Annotated in this window: 13 protein-coding genes and 3 tRNA genes; 8 read left to right on the forward strand and 8 right to left on the reverse strand. The window is 67.5% G+C overall.

Annotated elements, in window-relative coordinates; translation table 11 throughout:
• Window positions 1–26: 26 nt before the first annotated feature.
• Complete coding sequence (locus AC5P56_RS14140; RefSeq protein ID WP_495231757.1) at window positions 27–908, reverse strand: helix-turn-helix domain-containing protein; 882 nt, start codon at window positions 906–908, stop codon at window positions 27–29.
• Between the two features lie 172 nt (window positions 909–1,080).
• Between AC5P56_RS14140 and emrR the strand changes: the two genes are divergently transcribed.
• Genes emrR through emrB form a run of 4 tightly spaced genes read left to right on the forward strand, consistent with a single transcriptional unit; the run spans window position 1,081 to window position 5,801 of the window.
• Window positions 1,081–1,524 carry a multidrug efflux system transcriptional regulator EmrR gene (gene emrR, locus AC5P56_RS14145; protein WP_014646521.1) on the forward strand — a complete coding sequence of 148 codons (444 nt, stop codon included), beginning with the start codon at window positions 1,081–1,083 and terminating at the stop codon, window positions 1,522–1,524.
• The gene (gene emrC, locus AC5P56_RS14150) at window positions 1,521–3,014 is read left to right on the forward strand and encodes a multidrug efflux transporter outer membrane subunit EmrC (protein ID WP_046429738.1); all 1,494 of its coding nucleotides are present in this window, start codon (window positions 1,521–1,523) and stop codon (window positions 3,012–3,014) included. Before emrR ends, emrC begins: the two co-directional genes overlap by 4 nt.
• Before the next feature lie 11 nt (window positions 3,015–3,025).
• A complete protein-coding gene (gene emrA / locus AC5P56_RS14155; protein ID WP_032956867.1) occupies window positions 3,026–4,207 on the forward strand; it encodes a multidrug efflux MFS transporter periplasmic adaptor subunit EmrA in 1,182 nt (393 codons plus the stop codon).
• 7 nt (window positions 4,208–4,214) lie between these two features.
• On the forward strand, window positions 4,215–5,801 hold the full coding sequence (emrB, locus tag AC5P56_RS14160; protein ID WP_005408769.1) for a multidrug efflux MFS transporter permease subunit EmrB: 1,587 nt from the start codon (window positions 4,215–4,217) through the stop codon (window positions 5,799–5,801).
• A 152-nt stretch (window positions 5,802–5,953) separates the two neighbouring features.
• Here emrB and AC5P56_RS14165 read toward each other — a convergent pair.
• Window positions 5,954–6,038, reverse strand: a tRNA-Leu gene (locus AC5P56_RS14165).
• Between the two features lie 50 nt (window positions 6,039–6,088).
• The gene (locus tag AC5P56_RS14170) at window positions 6,089–6,988 is read right to left on the reverse strand and encodes a LysR family transcriptional regulator (protein WP_134966017.1); all 900 of its coding nucleotides are present in this window, start codon (window positions 6,986–6,988) and stop codon (window positions 6,089–6,091) included.
• A 98-nt stretch (window positions 6,989–7,086) separates the two neighbouring features.
• Here AC5P56_RS14170 and AC5P56_RS14175 point away from each other — a divergent pair, with 98 nt between their 5' ends.
• Window positions 7,087–7,833: a sulfite exporter TauE/SafE family protein gene (locus AC5P56_RS14175; RefSeq protein ID WP_288494570.1), complete on the forward strand. Its 747-nt coding sequence runs from the start codon at window positions 7,087–7,089 to the stop codon at window positions 7,831–7,833.
• A 56-nt stretch (window positions 7,834–7,889) separates the two neighbouring features.
• On the opposite strand, the gene AC5P56_RS14180 is transcribed toward AC5P56_RS14175, so the two are convergent.
• Window positions 7,890–7,974: transfer RNA gene (locus AC5P56_RS14180), tRNA-Leu, on the reverse strand.
• 207 nt (window positions 7,975–8,181) lie between these two features.
• Window positions 8,182–8,266, reverse strand: a tRNA-Leu gene (locus AC5P56_RS14185).
• 128 nt (window positions 8,267–8,394) lie between these two features.
• Here AC5P56_RS14185 and rnr point away from each other — a divergent pair.
• The 3 genes from rnr to rlmB all read left to right on the forward strand — a co-directional run bounded on the left by rnr (window position 8,395) and on the right by rlmB (window position 12,326).
• Window positions 8,395–10,854, forward strand: coding sequence for a ribonuclease R (gene rnr, locus AC5P56_RS14190; protein ID WP_049442198.1), 2,460 nt, complete (start codon window positions 8,395–8,397; stop codon window positions 10,852–10,854).
• 84 nt (window positions 10,855–10,938) lie between these two features.
• Entirely contained in the window at window positions 10,939–11,421 is a 483-nt protein-coding gene (locus tag AC5P56_RS14195; protein WP_014646528.1) for a GFA family protein, read from the forward strand.
• 161 nt (window positions 11,422–11,582) lie between these two features.
• A complete protein-coding gene (gene rlmB / locus AC5P56_RS14200; protein WP_005408775.1) occupies window positions 11,583–12,326 on the forward strand; it encodes a 23S rRNA (guanosine(2251)-2'-O)-methyltransferase RlmB in 744 nt (247 codons plus the stop codon).
• A 77-nt stretch (window positions 12,327–12,403) separates the two neighbouring features.
• Here rlmB and AC5P56_RS14205 read toward each other — a convergent pair whose 3' ends face one another.
• From AC5P56_RS14205 to AC5P56_RS14215, 3 genes are read right to left on the reverse strand one after another with little or no spacing between them, the layout of a single operon-like run.
• A complete protein-coding gene (locus AC5P56_RS14205; protein ID WP_046429746.1) occupies window positions 12,404–13,843 on the reverse strand; it encodes a TolC family protein in 1,440 nt (479 codons plus the stop codon).
• A complete protein-coding gene (locus AC5P56_RS14210) occupies window positions 13,840–15,798 on the reverse strand; it encodes a MacB family efflux pump subunit (protein ID WP_288494566.1) in 1,959 nt (652 codons plus the stop codon). Before AC5P56_RS14210 ends, AC5P56_RS14205 begins: the two co-directional genes overlap by 4 nt.
• A complete protein-coding gene (locus tag AC5P56_RS14215; RefSeq protein WP_288494564.1) occupies window positions 15,795–17,036 on the reverse strand; it encodes an efflux RND transporter periplasmic adaptor subunit in 1,242 nt (413 codons plus the stop codon). Before AC5P56_RS14215 ends, AC5P56_RS14210 begins: the two co-directional genes overlap by 4 nt.
• Between the last annotated feature and the right edge of the window lie 158 nt (window positions 17,037–17,194).

Raw genomic sequence — 17,194 nt, forward strand, 5'->3', positions numbered from 1 at the left:
GGCGGTCGCCGCTCGCAATCCTGTGATTATCCGGATGCGGCGGGGGATGCCAAGCCGCGCGCAGGGTCCAGCCCGGTTTCCAGGCCGTGCCCGGCCCGTGCCAGGTAGCGCCCGGGCGGCAGCCCGAAGTGGCGGCGGAACACGGTAACGAACGCGCTGGCGCTGCTGAAGCCCAGCGCGTGGGCGATGTCGGCCACGCTGCGGCCGTCGGTCAGCTGGCGCAGGGCCTCTGACAGGCGCGCCTGCTGCCGCCACTGGGCGAAGCTGAGCGTGGTCTCGTCGCGGAAGTGACGGGTCAGGCTGCGCGGTGACAGACCGGCCCAATGCGCCCATTCGGCCAGGCTGCGTTCGTCGGAGGGGTCGGCCAGCAACTGCGAGGCGATCTTCAGCAGGCGCCGGTCGTGCGGCATCGGCAGGTGCATGCGCTGCCGCGGCGCGGTGCGGATCTCGTCCAGCAGCACGTCGATGATGTGCTGGCGCTCGGGCGTGGTGTCATGGCCGAGCGGCCATTCGCAGATGCGGTCGGCCAGCGCCTGCGCCAGCTTGGACAGGCCCAGCACGCAGGGGTCGGCGGGCAGGGTGGCGCAGGCCGGTGCAGCCAGTGCCATGCCCCAGCCGCGCAACGGGCCGTCGAGGGTGACGGTGTGCGGTTCCAGCGGCGGCATCCAGCCGGCCGAGCCCGGCGCCAGCGACCACGTGCCATGCGAGGTGCGGGTGGTCAGCAGGCCGCGTTCGACGCAGATCAACTGGGCACGCTGGTGGTGGTGCCAGTCGACCTCGCGGGCCAGGCCCTGCTGGCTGTCGAAGCGGAAGGCGATGACCGGCGGGCCGTCGTTGCGCTCGAACCAGTCCAGTGCCTCATCTCTGAGTAGGCGTTTGGGAACCTGAATTTCTGCCTTGTTCGTCATGTCCGCTGGCTGAAATGTGACATCCATTGGCTGGATTGTACTACCGGGCCACCTGACCAGATCATTAAGGTAGGCGCCTTCACTGATCGAGCCCGCTGCTGCAACACAGCATTCGATGCCAGATCGAATATTTCCATTGAGAAATATTTTTTTTGGAAGAGAATGCTCCCCCATGATCTGTCCTGCAACCACTCCCCCCAGCTTCGGCCTGCTGCTGCGCCAGGTGCGCGACGGCCTGGTGCGCCAACTCGACGCGTCCATGGCGGAAGAAGATCTGGGAATCGGCTTCACCCATTACATCGGGTTGAAGGTGCTTTCCCACATGGCGCCCTGCACCGCCAACGAACTGGCCCAGGCCATCGACCAGGTGCCCAGCGCGGTCACCCGCCTGCTGGACAAGCTGGAGGCGCTGGGCTGCGTCCGCCGCGAGGCGCATGCGCAGGACCGGCGGGCACTGCAGATCGTGCTGACCGACGAAGGCCGTGCGTTGTGGGCGCGGCTGAAGCTGCGCGGCGACGCGGTGATGGATTACGCGCTGCGTGATCTTTCCGCCGACGAGCGCACGCTGCTGCTGTCCCTCCTTACCCGAATCCGCGATTCACTGACGACCCCATGAACCCGATCCCGCATTCCACTCTCCGCCGGTCCGGGCGCGCGCTGCTGGTGTCAGCGCTGGCGCTGGCCCTGGCCGCCTGCGCCAGCAGTCGTGGCCTCAACCCGCAGGGCCACGTGCTTGACGTGGACAGCCTGCACAGCGAACGCACCCTGGCTGACACCGACCTGAGCGCCGCCGGCTTCCCGGCGCAGGACTGGTGGAAGGCACTGGGCGATGCGCAGCTGGACGCACTGGTCGCCGAGGGCCTGGCCGGCCACCCGAGCCTGGACGCCGCCGACGCGCGCCTGCGCCAGGCCCAGGCCCAGGTCGGTACCGCGCGCGCCGACGAGCTGCCCAGCCTGTCGGTGTCCGGCGGCTACACCGGCCTGCGCCTGCCCGAGTCGATGGTCGGCAGCGAGATGGGCGGCCGCTATGGCGGCAGCAGCCAGGTCGCCTTCGATTTCAGCTACGGCGTGGACCTGTGGGGCGGCAAGCGCGCCGCCTGGGAAGCGGCGGTGGATGGCGCGCATGCCGCCACCGTTGAAGCCCAGGCCGCACGCCTGAACCTGTCCACCGGCATTGCCCAGGCCTATGCCGACCTGGCCTACGCGTGGCAGCTCAACGACGTGGCCGAGGAAGAACTGACCCGCTCGCAGAAATCGCTGCAGCTGACCCGCCAGCGCCGCAGCGCCGGCATCGACAGCGATCTGCAGGTGCGCCAGGCCGAGGCCCGCGTGCCGGCCGCGCAGCAGCAGGTGCTGGCCGCGCAGCAGCGCATCGACGCCGCCCGCACCGCGCTGGCTGCACTGGTCGGCAAGGGGCCGGACCGTGGCCTGTCGATCCAGCGCCCGCAGCCGTTGAACCCGATGGCACTGCAGCTGCCGGGCGTACTGCCCAGCGAACTGCTCGGCCGTCGCCCCGACATCGTGGCTGCGCGCTGGCGCGTGGAAGCGGCCGACAAGCAGATCAAGGTCGCCAAGACCAAGTTCTACCCGAGCTTCAACCTGACCGCGCTGGCCGGCGTGGTCGCCCCGAACGTGGGTGACCTGCTGAAGAGCAGCTCGACCTTCGCCTACATCGGCCCGGCGTTGAGCCTGCCGATCTTCGAAGGCGGCAAGCTGCGCGCCAACCTGGCCAACACCGACGCGCAGTACGACCTGGCGGTGGCCAACTACAACCAGGCCGTGCTCGATGCACTGCGCGACGTCGCCGACCAGGTCAACGCGGTGCGCTCGCTGGCGCAGCAGGCGCACGCGCAGCAGCAGGCAGTGGACACCGCACGCTCGGCCTTCGACCTGGCCCAGCAGCGCTACCGCGCCGGCATCGGCAGCTACCTGGACGTGCTGACCGCGCAGTCCACCCTGCTGCAGTCGCAGCAGCAGCTGGCCGGCCTGCAGTCGCAGCAGGTGCAGACCTCGGTGCGCCTGAGCAAGGCGCTGGGCGGTGGTTTCCAGCCCGCCGACACCGACCGCGCACCGATCGCCTCCCATTCCGATTCCTCGCATTCCTGAAGACGCCCGCCATGAGCCAGACCCAAGACACCGCGGCCCCGGCCGCCCCCAACCGCCGCGGCAACCTGCTGCGCGGCCTGTTCGTGATCGTCGTGCTGCTGCTTGCCGCCCTGGCGCTGTGGTACTTCATGTTCGGCCGTTGGTTCGAAGAGACCGACGATGCCTACGTGCAGGGCAACCAGGTGCAGATCACCCCGCTGGTGGCCGGTACCGTGGTCGCCATCAATGCCGATGACGGCATGCGCGTGGAGCGCGGCCAGCTGCTGGTGCAGCTGGACCCGTCCGACACTTCGGTAGCGCTGCAGCAGGCCGAAGCCAACCTGGCCAAGACCGTGCGCCAGACCCGTGGCCTGTACCGCAGCGTGGAAGGCGCGCAGGCGGACCTGAACGCCCGCCAGGTGACCCTGAAGCGCGTGCGCGAGGACTTCGCCCGCCGCAAGGATCTGGCCGCCACTGGCGCCATTTCCAACGAAGAACTGGCCCACGCCCGCGACGAGCTGGCTGCGGCCGAAGCGGCCGTTGCCGGTTCGCGCGAGACCGTCGAGCGCAACCGCGCGCTGGTCGACGACACCGTGATCGCCACCCAGCCGGACGTGCAGGCCGCCGCCGCGCAGCTGCGCCAGGCCTTCCTCAACAACGCCCGCGCCGGCATCGTCGCGCCGGTCACCGGCTACGTTGCCCGTCGTTCGGTGCAGGTGGGCCAGCGCGTGCAGCCGGGCAATGCCCTGATGGCCGTGGTGCCGACCGAGCAGATGTGGGTCGAGGCCAACTTCAAGGAAACCCAGCTGCGCCATATGCGCCTGGGCCAGGAAGTGGAGCTGAAGTCGGACCTGTATGCCGGTGACGTGAAGTACAAGGGCCGCATCCAGAGCCTGGGCCTGGGTACCGGCTCGGCGTTCTCGCTGTTGCCGGCGCAGAACGCCAGCGGCAACTGGATCAAGATCGTGCAGCGCGTGCCGGTGCGCATCGCCATCGATGCCAAGCAGCTGGCCGAACACCCGCTGCGCATCGGCCTGTCGATGAAGGCCGAAGTGAGCCTGCGCGACCAGAAGGGTGAAGTACTGCCGAGCACCCCGGCCAAGGGCACCGTGTTCGACACCGACGTATATGCCAAGCAGCTGCATGATGCCGACGAGGTGATCCACACGATCATCCAGGGCAACCTGCCGCAGCAACAGGCAAAGGTGGGCTGAGGTCGCCATGTCCGCACAAGCTCCAGCCGCACCCGGCGCTCCGGGTGCACCGGCGGCGCCGGGTGCGGCCTCCGGGTTCCTGCCACCCAGCGTCGCCCTGTGCACCGTGGGCCTGGCGATGGCGTCGTTCATGCAGGTGCTCGACACCACCATCGCCAACGTTTCACTGCCGACCATCGCCGGTAATCTCGGCGCCAGCTCGCAGCAGGCGACCTGGGTCATCACTTCGTTCGCGGTCAGCACGGCCATCGCGCTGCCGCTGACCGGCTGGCTCAGCCGTCGCTTCGGCGAGCGCAAGCTGTTCGTCTGGGCCACGCTGGCCTTCGTCATCACCTCGCTGCTGTGCGGCCTGGCGCAGAGCATGGGCATGCTGGTGCTGTCGCGTGCGCTGCAGGGTTTCGTGGCCGGCCCGATGTACCCGATCACGCAGTCGCTGCTGGTCTCGATCTATCCGCGCGAGAAACGCGGACAGGCATTGGCGCTGCTGGCGATGATCACGGTGGTGGCGCCCATCTGCGGTCCGATCCTCGGTGGTTGGATCACCGACAACTACAGCTGGGAATGGATCTTCCTGATCAACGTGCCACTGGGCATCTTCGCCGCGCTGGTGGTGGGCAACCAGCTGAAGGGACGCCCGGAGCAGATCGAGAAGCCGAAGATGGACTACGTCGGCCTGGTCACCCTGGTGATCGGTGTCGGTGCCCTGCAGCTGGTGCTCGACCTGGGCAACGACGAGGACTGGTTCTCGTCGATGAAGATCGTGGTGCTGGCCTGCGTGGCGGTGGTGACGCTGACGGTGTTCCTGATCTGGGAGCTGACCGACAAGGATCCGATCGTCGACCTGAAGCTGTTCCGGCACCGCAACTTCCGCGCCGGTACGCTGGCGATGGTGGTGGCCTACGCGGCGTTCTTCAGCGTGGCGCTGCTGATCCCGCAGTGGCTGCAGCGTGACATGGGCTACACCGCGATCTGGGCAGGCCTGGCGACGGCGCCGATCGGCATCCTGCCGGTGATCATGACGCCATTCGTCGGCAAGTACGCATCGCGCTTCGACATGCGCATGCTGGCCACGGTGGCCTTCATCGTGCTGTCGATGACCAGCTTCCTGCGTTCGAACTTCAACCTGCAGGTGGACTACATGCACGTGGCCGGCGTGCAGCTGATCATGGGCATCGGCGTCGCGCTGTTCTTCATGCCGGTGCTGCAGATCCTGCTGTCGGACCTGGATGGGCGCGAGATCGCGGCGGGCTCCGGCCTGGCCACGTTCCTGCGTACGCTGGGTGGCAGCTTCGCGGCGTCACTGACGACGTGGCTGTGGGCGCGGCGTACCCAGGTGCACCATGCCGACCTGACCGAGCACATCTCGGCCTATCAGCCCGGCATGCAGGACCAGGTGACGGCGATGGGGCAGGGCGACCTGCAACACGGTGCAGCGGTACTGAACAACATGATCAACCACCAGGCATCGCAGATGGGCTTCAACGACATCTTCTTCCTGCTGGGCTGGATCTTCCTGGCGATCATCACGTTCCTGTGGCTGGCCAAGCCGCCGTTCGGCGCGGGTGCAGGTGCTGCCGCCGGCGGCGGGCACTGACCGTTCATTGCTGTTGAAACGCAGAAACCCCGCCGCAAGGCGGGGTTTTTCTTTTGGTGGATCCACGCCACGCATGGGTGGATCTCGGGCGTGAATTCCCAGACCCCGGAAACGAAAAAACCCGCTTTCGCGGGTTTGATCATCTTGAGTCGTGGTGCCCAGGAGAGGACTCGAACCTCCACGGTTTTACCCGCTAGTACCTGAAACTAGTGCGTCTACCAATTCCGCCACCTGGGCGACTCAGGAGATGAATTATGGGGAGCCACAGAAGATGTGTCAACAACATTTCACACTTTTTTCTGGGGCTGCACGCCCAGGTGATGCAGCAGGCTGCGCATCGCCGGTGACAGTCGTGTCCACTCGGCAAAGCACGCGCACAGGCGTCGTTGCGCCCACGCATCGGCGAGCGGTACGGCGACGGTGTGCGTGCTGCGCCGATGCTGGCGCGCGATGGTCCGCGGCACGATGCCGACGCCGATGCCGTGGCCGACCATGATGCACACGCCTTCGAAGGTCTTCATGCGGATGCGTACATCCAGGCGGCGCCCGATGTCGCGCGCCTGGTCCTCGATGTAGGTCTGCAGTGCATTGCCATCGGCCAGGGCAACGAAGGTCTCGCCGGCAACCTCGACGAAGGTCACGCTGCGCCGCGAGGCGAGGCGGTGATCGGCCGGCAGCAGCATCACCAGCGGGTCTTCGGCAACCACATGCTGCTGCAGGCCGGCAGCGTCGACCGCATCACTGATGATGCCGGCCTCGGCCTGGCCCGCATTGATCGCACGCACGACCTCGGGGCTGGTGCGCTCCAGCAGTTCCACATGCAGGCGTGGGCGTTCGGCCAGCCACGGCGCGAGCCGCGAGGGCAGGTAGTTGGTCAGCGCGGCGGTGTTGGCATACAGGTGCAGGGTGCCGCGCGCACCCTGCGCGAACGCCTGTAGTTCGCCACGCAGCTGTGCCTGCTGCTGCAGGATCAGGCGTGCGTGGTGGGCGAGGGCGGCGCCGGCCTCGGTCAGGCTGACGCCGCGTGGGTGCCGGTGCAACAGCGCGGTGCCGGCATCGGCTTCGATCGTGCGCAGGCGCTCGCTGGCTGAACCCAATGCCAGGTTTGCCTGTGCCGCGCCGGCGGTGATGCTGCCGGCTTCGGCGATTGCCAGGAACAGGCGCAGGTCGGCGATGTCCATCCGCATGTCGTGCCTCATTGCTGATCCGGCGCCTTCGGGTCAGCCGAAGGCTGTGCCGGGAAGACCGCATTGTGCGCCTGGCGAGGGCCCGGTCCAATGAAGCCATGCATGAATCGACATACTTCTATTTGCTGCTGGTGGTGGTGTTCGTGCTGGCCGGCGTGGTCAAGGGCGTGACAGGGATGGGGTTGCCGACGGTGGCGATGGGCCTGCTGGGCAGCACCCTGTCACCGGTGGCGGCGGCGTCGATGCTGTTCATTCCAACCTTCGTCACCAATGCGTGGCAACTGCTGTCCGGGCCGTCGCTGGGCCACATCGTGCGGCGTTTGTGGCCGATGATGCTTGCCGTGGTGGTGGTGACGCTGGGTTCGGCCGCACTGCTGGTGCGGGTCGATCGCACCTGGTCGCGCGTTGCGCTGGGCGTGGCATTGGTGGTCTATGCCGCCTATGCGTTGCTCGCGCCGGTGTTCCGCGTGCCGCAGCGGCGCGAGCGCTGGCTGGGGCCGCTGGTGGGTGCGCTGTCCGGCGTGGTGACGGGGGCGACGGGTGTGTTCGTGATGCCGGCGGTGCCGTACCTGCAGTCGCTGGGATTGCAGCGCGAGGAGCTGGTGCAGGCGCTCGGGCTGGCGTTCACCGTGTCGACGATTTCGCTGACCACCGGTCTGGTGCTGCACGGTGCATTCGGTATCCAGCAACTGGGCCTGAGTGCACTGGCCGTGCTGCCGGCGTTGCTGGGCATGTGGCTGGGGCAACTGATCCGGCAGAGGATCAGCGCACGGGTATTCCGCGCCTGCTTCCTGGGGTTCCTGCTGCTGCTCGGGCTGGAACTGGTGCTGCGGCCGTTGTTCTGATGCCGGATCCGGGGCATGAAAAAACCCGCTTTCGCGGGTTTTTCTCATTCTCGACGTGGTGCCCAGGAGAGGACTCGAACCTCCACGGTTTTACCCGCTAGTACCTGAAACTAGTGCGTCTACCAATTCCGCCACCTGGGCGTCGAGGAGCGAGATTATGGGGTGCCGTGACGGGGGTGTCAACACTTTTTGCTGATCCCGGGTCGGTTGCCGTTGCGCATGCGAAACGGGCTCTGCCCCCCATCTCACTCGCTTGGGGCCAGAGCCCTTTCCTCTGGAAAGGAATCCGACCCCGGCTGCCGGATCACAGGCAAAAAAAATCCCCGCCGAAGCGAGGAGTTTTTTCGTTGGTGCCCAGGAGAGGACTCGAACCTCCACGGTTTTACCCGCTAGTACCTGAAACTAGTGCGTCTACCAATTCCGCCACCTGGGCGTTCCAGAGGCGCAATTGTGAAGATGAATCCGCAGGCTGTCAACGACTTCCTGAATATTTTTGACGCGATCGCTTGAAGGCGACCGCTGACCCGTTCTGCACGCCGCCAGCGGCTACCATGTAGGGCGATGACTACCAAAAAACCAAGCAAGGGCGGGAGCAAGTCCCGCAGCCAGGCCCCGAACAAGGGCGCCAAGGCGGGTGCAGCCCGCACCACCAAGCCGGGCAAGCCGCTGCCGGGCTGGTTCCCCGAATTGAATGAAGGCGGTGCACCGCCACGCGGCCGCAAGGTCCGCAGTACCGATGCACCGGGCCCGGCCCCGGGCCGCAAGCTGCCGCCGGCCGGCAAGGTGATCGACGATCCCTATGCCGCCCGCGAAGCGGAGAAGTACGAACAGCCCATCGCCAGCCGCGAGGCCATCCTGGCCCTGCTGGAGCGCTGCGAAGGGCCGCAGACCGCCGAGGAACTGGGCGCGCGCCTGGGCCTGACCGCTCCGGACCGGGCCGAGGCGCTGTCGCGCCGGCTCGGTGCGATGGTCCGCGACGGCCAGCTGGTGCAGAACCGTCGCGGCGGTTTCGCCCCGATCCAGACCCTGAACCTGGTCACTGGTGTGGTGATCGCCAACCCGGAAGGGTTCGGCTTCCTGCGCCCGGTCGAGGGCGGCGACGACCTGTTCCTGCCGCCTTATGAAATGCGCAAGGTCATGCACGGCGACAAGGTGCTGGCCCGCGTGACCGGCATCGATCACCGTGGCCGTCGCGAAGGCAGCATCGCCCGCGTGCTGGAGCGCGGCATGACCCGCCTGATCGGCCGCTTCAGCATCGAGATGGGCATCAACTACGTGGTGCCCGACGACAAGCGCGTGCAGCGCAACGTGCAGGTGCCGCCGGACCAGACCGGTGGTGCGCGCGACGGCCAGCTGGTGGTCTGTGAACTGACCCAGGCGCCGGACAGCCGCCGCCCGCCGATCGGCCGCATCATCGCGGTGCTCGGCGACAAGCTGACCGCGTCGCTGGTGGTGGAGACCGCCATCCATGGCCACGAGCTGCCGTTCGAGTTCCCGCAGGAGGTGCTGGACGAAGCGGCCTCGGTGCCGCTGGTGGTCGAGCCGGCGATGATTGGCGACCGTGTCGACCTGCGCAGCACGCCGCTGGTCACCATCGATGGCGAGGATGCCAAGGACTTCGACGACGCGGTGTACTGCGAGCCGAATGCCGAGGGTTTCCGCCTGGTGGTGGCGATTGCCGACGTCTCGAATTACGTTCGCCCTGGTACGCCGCTGGATGAAGAGGCGCAGAAGCGTGCGACGTCGGTGTACTTCCCGGGCTTCGTGGTGCCGATGCTGCCGGAGACACTGTCCAACGGCATCTGCTCGCTGATGCCGAAGGTCGACCGCATGTGCTTTGTCTGCGACATGCAGATCGACCGCGATGGCCTGGTCACGCATTCGCGCTTCTACGAGGCGGTGATGAACTCGCATGCGCGCCTGACCTACACCCAGGTGTGGAAGGCGGTGGGCGAGGACGATGCCGATACCAAGGCCTGGATGGGCGACCTGCTGCCGCAGGTGCAGCGCCTGCACCAGCTGTACAAGGTGCTGTCCAAGGCACGCGCCAAGCGCGGTGCCATCGAATTCGAAAGCAGTGAAGTGCGCTTCGTGCTGGACAACCGTGGTGAAGTGACCCAGGCCGGCATGCTGGTGCGCAACGACGCGCACAAGCTGATCGAGGAGTGCATGATCGCGGCCAACGTCGAGGCCGCCAGGTACCTGCTGTCGCGCCATGTGCCGGCGCCGTACCGCATCCACGAGAAGCCGCCGGAAACCAAGTACGCCGACCTGCTGGAATTCCTCAAGGAGTTCAAGCTGAGCCTGCCGCCGTGGTCGAAGGTGCGCCCGGGCGATTACACCAAGCTGCTGAAGAAGATCCGCGACCGCCCCGATGCCACGCTGCTGGAATCGGTGTTGCTGCGCAGCCAGAGCCTGGCGATCTACAGCCCGGAGAATCACGGCCACTTCGGCCTGGCTCTGGAGGCGTACGCGCACTTCACCTCGCCGATCCGCCGTTACCCCGACCTGCTGGTGCACCGTGCGATCAAGCATGCGTTGTCCGGCAAGCCGCTGGACAAGTTCACCTACAACGCGCGCGAAATGGCGGCCTTGGCGCTGCAGTGTTCCGAGCGCGAGCGCCGTGCCGACGAAGCCGAGCGCGAGGTCGACGAGCGTTACCGCGCGGCGTGGATGGAAAAGCACGTGGGCGGCCAGTTCGACGGCGTGATCAGCGGCGTGACCAGCTTCGGCCTGTTCGTGGAACTGGACGAGTCCAAGGTGCAGGGCCTGGTGCATGTGACCCAGCTGCCGCAGGACTATTACAAGTTCGACGCCACCCGCAAAACGCTGACCGGCGAACGCCGCGGCAGCAGCTACCGGCTGGGTGACCGCGTGCGGATCCTGGTGCTGAAGGCCAGCATGGAAGAGCGCAAGATCGACTTCCGCCTGGTCGAGCACAAGGGCGAGGACGAGGGCGATGGCCTGCCGCCGCCGCCCGAGCGGGGCAAGCCGGCCAAGCGCACCAAGAAGAAGTATTGAAAGGTGTGCCGACCAACGGTCGGCACCTACCGCAACTGGTAGGTGCCAACCTTGGTTGGCACGACGTTCCGGAGGAACCCCAGCATGCAAGGCCAACCCGAATACAGTGGCGGCTGCCAGTGCGGCGCGGTCCGCTTCCAGGCGCGTGGCGAGCTCACCGACAGCTCGATCTGCCATTGCCGGATGTGCCAGAAGGCGTTCGGTGCCTATTACGCGCCGCTGGTATCCGTGCGCGGCGTGCAGTTCAGCTGGACCCGCGGCCAGCCGCGCTATTTCCAGTCGTCCAACGTGGTGCGGCGTGGTTTCTGCGCCGACTGCGGTACACCCCTGACCTATGAAGCCCCGGATGGCGTGGCCGTGGCTGCCGGCGCCTTCGATGAGCCGGAACGCCTGCCACCGACGATCCAGTACGGGGTGGAGCGCAAGCTGCCGTTCGTCGACAGCCTGTCCGGCCTGCCGGCGCGGCGCACCGAGGACGACGTCGCCGCGCTGGAGTTCCTGGCCACCATCGTCTCCCACCAGCACCCCGACCACGACACCCCGCACTGGCCGCCGCGCAGTCGGTAACGCCCCTCTAGCGCCGAGCCCACGCTCGGCTGCTCCGGGTTCAGGCTTCATCGGCCCCCCGCCAGCCGAGCATGGGCTCGGCGCTACAGAGGGGCGGCCGGTCGCAGCGCCCGGCCTGCCGATGCTCTACCATAGCCACCCCCTTTCCGGTCCCCGCCCGCATGAGCAAGAACAGCCAGTGGATTGTCGGCGTCAACGCCGTCGCCTCCTCCATCGAGAACGACGCCGAGAACGTCCGCGAAGTGCTGGTCGAGGCCGGTGCGAAGAACCCGCGCCTGACCGAGATCGAAGAGAACGCCCGCCGCAAGGGCATCGATGTGCGCAAGGTGAACAGCCAGGCGCTGGACGGTGTTGGCGGTTCGGTGCGCCACCAGGGCGTGGCCGCGCGCTACGCCGCCGCCCGTACCTACAGCGAGAACGAGCTGGAAGGGCTGGTCACCGCGGCCGAGGGCAAGGCCCTGCTGCTGGTGCTCGACGAGGTGCAGGACCCGCACAACCTCGGCGCCTGCCTGCGCTCGGCCGCTGCCGCCGGGGCGACCGCGGTGATCATCCCGAAGGACAAGTCGGCCACGGTCAATGCCACTGTGCGCAAGACTTCGGCCGGTGCCGCCGACCTGATCCCGGTGGTGGCGGTGACCAACCTCTCGCGCTGCCTGAAGGACCTGCAGAAGCAGGGCGTGTGGATCTACGGCCTGGCCGGTGAAGCCACGGCCTCGCTGTACCAGCTGGACCTGAAGGGCAACATCGCGCTGGTGCTGGGCGGCGAAGCCGATGGCCTGCGCCGCCTGACCCGCGAGAACTGCGATGGCCTGGTCAAGATCCCGATGCCGGGCGAGATCGAGAGCCTGAACGTCTCCGTCGCCGCCGGCGTCAGCCTGTTCGAGGCCGTGCGCCAGCGCGGTTGATCGGCCAGCGCGATGTGATCGGGGTCAGATCCCTTTTCCAATGGGAAAAGGGATCTGACCCCGTTTCATGTCCCGCCTCACCCCGCGCTGCCGCCCAACGCCTTGAACAGCGTCACGTCGTTGTTGAGCTGGCCCTGGCGCGCACGTGCCAGCGACAGTTCGGCATCACGCCGGGTCTGCTGCGCTTCCAGCCAGGTGCGCAGATCGGTGGCACCCACGCGGTAACGCACTTCCTGCGCGCGTTCCACTTCCACCGCTTCGTCGTATGAAGCCTGCGAGGCCGCCACCTGGCGCGCCAGCTGCTCGCGCGCCGACAGTGCGTTGTCCACTTCCGAGAGCGCGGTATACAGCGTCTTGCGGAAGTTGCTGGCGGCGATCTGGTAGGCGGTGCCGGCGATATCGGTATCCAGCTGCGCACGCTGCAGGTTGAGGAACGGCAGCGACAGGCCGGCGCCCAGCGTGGCCACCGGGTTGCGCAGTACGTCGCCCAGCGAGGTCGCGCTGGAACCGAGGCTGCCGGTCAGGCTCAGCGCAGGGTAGTACTGGGTGGCGGTGACCTTGATGGTCTTCAGGCTGTTGCGCAGGCGAAGTTCGGCCGCGCGCAGATCGGGGCGGCGGCCGAGCAGATCGGTCGGCAGGCCTTCGCTGATGGCTGGGCTGCGTGCGCCCAGCAGGTCCTGTGGTTCGTCCTGCTGGGGCCAGGGCGTGCCGTCCAGCAGCACGGTCAGCGCGTTGCGCACCTCCACCCGCTGCTGTTCCAGCGCGCTCTGCGAGGACCGCTGCGACTGCAGGTTCTGCAGTGCCTGGCGCACTTCCAGGCGCGATACCGCACCGGCGTCGAAGCGGGCCTGCACCAGTTCGCGGGTGCGTTCCAGGCGCTCCAGGTTGGCCTGGCCGGTGGCGATCGACTGGTTGAGGTAGGCCAGGTTCCAGTACTGGGTGATGGTGTCGCTGATCACCAGCAGCGCGGTGTTCTGCCGGTCTTCCTCGCTGGCCTCGGCTTCCCAGCGGGCGATGTCGCGCTGGGTGCGCAGGCGGCCCCACAGGTCCACTTCCCAACCCAGCGAGACGCCGGTGGAATAGCTGCGGCGCCAATCATCAGACTGGTCGGTGGCGCGGCTGGCGCTGCCGCTCACGCCGGATGACGAGGGCTGCGGCCACAGTGCGTTGCTGGCCAGGCCGGCCTGCAGGCGCGAACGCTGCACGGCCAGGCCGGCGGCGGCCAGATCGCTGTTGGCGGCCAGCGCCTGCGCCACCAGACGGTCCAGGCGTTCATCGCCGAAGCCGGTCCACCAGGTGTCCTGGCGGATGTCGCGGCCCGGTGTATCCAGGCTGCTGCGCGGGTCATCGGCTGGCGCGTTGAGGGTGGCATCGCCACGTCCATACTGCGCCGCCACGGCCGGGTCGTGCACCGGGTAGCGGCCGACCGACGCGCAGCCGGACAGGGCGAGTAGAACGGCACCGGCCAGCAGCAGGTGCCGGGGAGCGGGGAAGGGCAGTCGGGTCATCATCTTCATTCGCGGGCCAGGGCCTCCACCGGGTCGAGCTGCGCGGCGTTGCGCGCTGGCAGGAAGCCGAACGCAACGCCGATCAGGGTCGAGCAGGCAAACGCGGCGACGATCGAGGCGGTGGAGAACAGCACCTGGAAGTCGCTGGCGAAGCGGCCGATCATCGAGCCCAGCAGCAGGGCCAGGCCGATACCGAGCACGCCGCCGAGCAGGCAGACCAGCACCGCTTCGATCAGGAACTGCTGGCGGATATCACTCTGCCGTGCACCGACGGCCATGCGCACCCCGATCTCGCGGGTGCGCTCGGTCACCGATACCAGCATGATGTTCATCACGCCGATGCCACCGACCAGCAACGCGATGGCGGCGATGGCACCGATCAGCAGGGTCATCGTGCGCGTGGTCTGCTCGATGGTCTCGCGGATCTCGGCGCTGTTGCTGAGGAAGAAATCCTCGGTGCCATGGCGCAGGGTCAGCAGGCGGGTGATCGCTTCCTGCGCGGCATCCATCGGCGTGTCATCGTCCACGCGCACGGTGATGCTGGACACGTGGCTCTGGCCGAGCATGCGCGACATCACCGTGGTGTACGGCACCCACACGCTGAGGCTGGTGCTGCCGCCGAAGCCGAAACTCTGCCGCTTGGCCACGCCGATCACGCGCGCCGGCACGTTGCCGAGCAGGATCACCTGGCCGACCGGGTCGACATCGGGAAAGAACTGGGCCTGGGTGTTCTCGTCGATCACCGCCACCTGGCCCAGGCCCTTGACCGCATCGGCATCGAAGAAGCTGCCGCTGAGCAGGGTCACGCCCTTGACCCGGAAGAACTGCTCGCCAACGCCGCTGACCTGGGCGGTGGACGACTGGTTGCGGTAACGCGCGGTGACCGAGGTCGATACGCTGGGGGTGGCGCTGTCCACGTAGCTCTGCCTTGCCAGTGCATCGGCATCGCTGGCCTTGAGCGTCTGTACGCGCGCCGAGCGCATGTCGCCGAAACCGCGGCCGGGATAGACGTCGATGGTATTGGTGCCGAGCGCGCTGATGTTCTGCAGGATCTGCTGCTGGGAGCCATTGCCCAGCGCCACCACCGAAACCACCGAGGCGATGCCGATGATGATGCCGAGCATGGTCAGGAAGGTTCGCAGCCGATGTGCGTTCATCGCCAGCAGCGCCATGCGGAACGCTTCGGTGAAGCGGTCGCGCGCGGCCCGCCAGCTGTTGCCGCGGGCGACGCCGGTACTGGCCTCGCGCTGCGCACGGTAGGTCGGCGCATTCGGGTTGGCGCGGTCGGCGATGATCTCGCCATCGCGGATTTCGATGATGCGCTGCGCGTGCTCGGCCACGCTCATGTCGTGGGTGACGATGATGATGGTGTGGCCTTCGGCATGCAGTTCGCCGAGGATCGCCATCACTTCCTCGCCGGATTTCGTGTCCAGCGCGCCGGTCGGTTCGTCGGCCAGGATCACCTCGCCGCCGTTCATCAGGGCGCGTGCGATCGACACGCGCTGCTGCTGGCCACCGGACAGCTGGCCCGGCTTGTGATGCATGCGGTCGCTCAGGCCCAGCCGCTGCAGCAGTTGCTCGGCACGCGCGTTGCGCACCGGGCCGGGGCTGCCGGCGTACACCGCCGGCACTTCCACGTTGCCGCGCGCATCCAGGTCGCCGAGCAGGTGGTAGCGCTGGAAGATGAAACCGAAATGCTCGCGGCGCAGTTCGGCCAGTTCGTCCGGTTGCATCTTCCCGGTTTCGCGGCTGGCCACCTGGTAGCTGCCACGGGTGGGACGATCGAGGCAGCCGAGGATGTTCATCAGCGTCGACTTGCCCGAGCCGGACTGGCCGACGATGGCCACCATCTCACCGGCGTGGATGTCGAGATTGACGTCGCGCAGCACGGCGATCACATCATCGCCGGCCGGGAATTCACGTCGCAGGTCGCGCAGGCGCAGCAGCGGCGCCGTCGTGCTCATCGGCGCCCCATGCCCGGGCCGCCAACCCGCATCTGCATGCCGCCGCGGTTGCCGCCGCCGGCGCTGGCACCGGCCGCACCCGCTTCGCCGACCACCACGCGCTCGCCTTCCTTCAGCCCGGACAGGATCTCGGCCGAGGCGCCATTGTTGATGCCCACCGTGACCTTGCGCGGCTGCGGCTGGCCCTTGTCGTCCAGCACCCGCACCATGCGCTCATCGCCACCGCGCTTCGGTCCCAGTGCCACCGCCGGCACCATCAGCACGCCCTTGGCCTGCTTGAGCAGTACCGAGACCTGCGCGGTCATGTCGATGCGCAGCGTGCCATCCGGGTTCTCCACGTCGAACAGCGCGTTGTAGTAGACCGCGCTGCTGGAACTGGAACTGGAGGAGCTGCTGGAGCTGGATGAATTCTCGTTGGCGATCGAGGCTGGCGCCGGATTGATCTGGCGCAGCGTGGCGTGGTACTTGCGGTCCGGGTCGCCGAGCGTGGTGAAGTACACCGGCATGCCGGCCTTGATCTTGACCACGTCGGCCTCGGAGATCTCCGCATTGACGGTGACCACGTCCAGCCGCGCCAGCATGACGATGGTCGGCGCGGTCTGGTTGGCGTTCACCGTGCGGCCTTCCTCGGCCACCACCGCCACCACGGTGCCGTCCATCGGCGCGGTGATGCGGGTGTAGGCCAGGTTGGCGCGGGCGGTGCCCAGCTCGGTTTCGCGGCCCTTGATCTGCGCCTCGTAGGACTGCAGCTGGGCACGGGCGGTCTTCAGCTGCGCCTCGGCGGCATCGTATTCCTGGCGCGAGGTGGCCTCGGCGGCCAGCATCTGCTGCTGGCGCGCGAATTCCAGTTCGGCCTGGCGCAGGGTGGCCTGCTGGACGGCGCGCTGGGCGGTGACCTGGTCCAGCGAGGCCTGTGCGTTGAGCACCTGGTTCTGCTGGGTGGTGGCGTCGATCTCGGCAATCAGGTCGCCTTCCTTCACGGTGTCGCCCAGCTGCACCTTCAGCGACTTGATCTGGCCCGAGGCCTGCGCACCGACGCTGACCAGCTTGTAGGCATCGATCACGCCGGTGGCGTCCACCGTCTGCTCGATGTCACCGCGGCTGACCGGCGAGGTGGCCACCGCCGGCGCGGCGGGCTTGCGCAGCAGCCACCAGGCGGTCGCGGCGACGATCAGGGCAAGCAGGGCGATCAGTATCAGGCGACTCCGGCGGGTCGCGGGCAGCAGGCGGAACGTCACGTCGTGGCTTCACTCTCGGGGCCGCGCGTGCGGCGTTGGCGGGCATTGTGAAGACCGGGCGATGGACGGCTCAATCCTCGGGGTATGTCTGTATGTAACACTGTCGGTGAATACGCGTAACCACAGGTATCCCGCCCGTGGGTGGATACACTGGTACG

It is taken from the genome of Stenotrophomonas sp. YJH_SMC_131 (genome assembly GCF_059367975.1).